The sequence below is a fragment of the Micromonospora sp. M51 genome, assembly GCF_018070305.1.
Classification (GTDB): domain Bacteria; phylum Actinomycetota; class Actinomycetes; order Mycobacteriales; family Micromonosporaceae; genus Micromonospora; species Micromonospora parva.
The window spans coordinates 1-1,169 of the sequence record NZ_JAGPXZ010001195.1 but is presented as its reverse complement, the minus strand read 5'-3'; the positions used below and the strand labels follow the sequence as shown (position 1 = coordinate 1,169).

1 protein-coding gene is annotated in these 1,169 nt (G+C 74.3%); it reads right to left on the bottom strand.

All coding sequences use genetic code 11. From position 1 onward, the window contains the following. Nucleotides 1-9 precede the first annotated feature (9 nt). Nucleotides 10-1,169: MFS transporter (locus KBX53_RS33620; RefSeq protein WP_210863882.1), on the bottom strand; the 1,160-nt coding region annotated here is incomplete at its 5' end.

The following is a 1,169-nucleotide window of genomic DNA, read 5'->3' as shown; positions in this document are numbered from 1 at the left end:
GCAGACCGGTCACGAGAGTGAGCCGGGGGACTCCCGGCGGGTCTCGTCGTCGGCCCCGCCACCCGGGCCGCCGACCGCCGACGACGGGCGGTAGATGTGGTAGCCCGGCGGGGCGAGGCTCGGGTCGTCGTACTGCGGGGAGCTGGTCTGGGCCGGTGCCGGTGAGGTCGGTGCCGAATCCCCGGGCTCGTCCGCCGGCTCGTCCTCGGTCAGCTCGTCGTCGCCGAGCGGCCGGCCGGCCAGCTTCTCGCCGCGCAGCCGGGCGGCGGCCAGCACCCCCCGGATCGCGGCCAGTACGCCGACCCCGGCGGCGACGGCGATGCCCATCCGACCGTCGAACGGCACCAGCCCGAGCCCGCCGCCGGCGACGAAGGCGAGCATCAGCACCGTCTCGGAGTGGGCGAAGGAACTGGCCCGCAACCGTTCCGGGATGCGCTCCTGGATCGAGGCGTCCACGGCCAGCTTCGCCACCCCGCTGACCAGAGCGGCGACCAGGCAGAGCAGGGCGACCATCACCAGCGAGAACTGGATCACGGCGAGCACCGCGACGCCGGCCACGATGATCATGCTGCTCGACTGGATGGCGGTCGGGCGGTGAATGCGCAGCCGGGTGCCGATGGCGGTGGCCAGGAAGGTGCCGACCGCGAGCGCGCCGCCGACGACGCCCAGCGCCCACTCGGCACCCAGGTCCCGGCCGAACACCACTGTGGTCAGGTCGCCCTTCTTGATCGCGAAGGCGAGGAAGAGCAGCAGGAAGCCGTAGAGCGCGCGGAGCATCGCGGCGCCGATCAGGGTGGCGATCACCAGCCGACCGGACGGTCGGCCCCGGCCCAGTGGCCGGTCACCACGGCGGCGGCCCAGCGCGCGCAGGGGCCGGGGGACCCGCTCGGGTGGCTCCGAGTCGGCCTTCGGTGGCAGCCGCAGCGAGATCACCATGCCGACCAGGAAGATCACCGACGCGACCCGTAGCGGCCACTGCGGGCCGAACCAGAACGCTGCCAACCCGATCGGCGCTACCAGCGCGCCCGCGACAGTGCCGTAGACGCTGGCCCGGGCGCCCACCTGGGACAGGCCGAGACCCTCCGGCAACAACCGGGGCACCGCCGCGGAGCGGGCCACACCGTACGCCCGGGAGAGCGCGAGCACCCCGAACGCGGCCGGATAGAGCC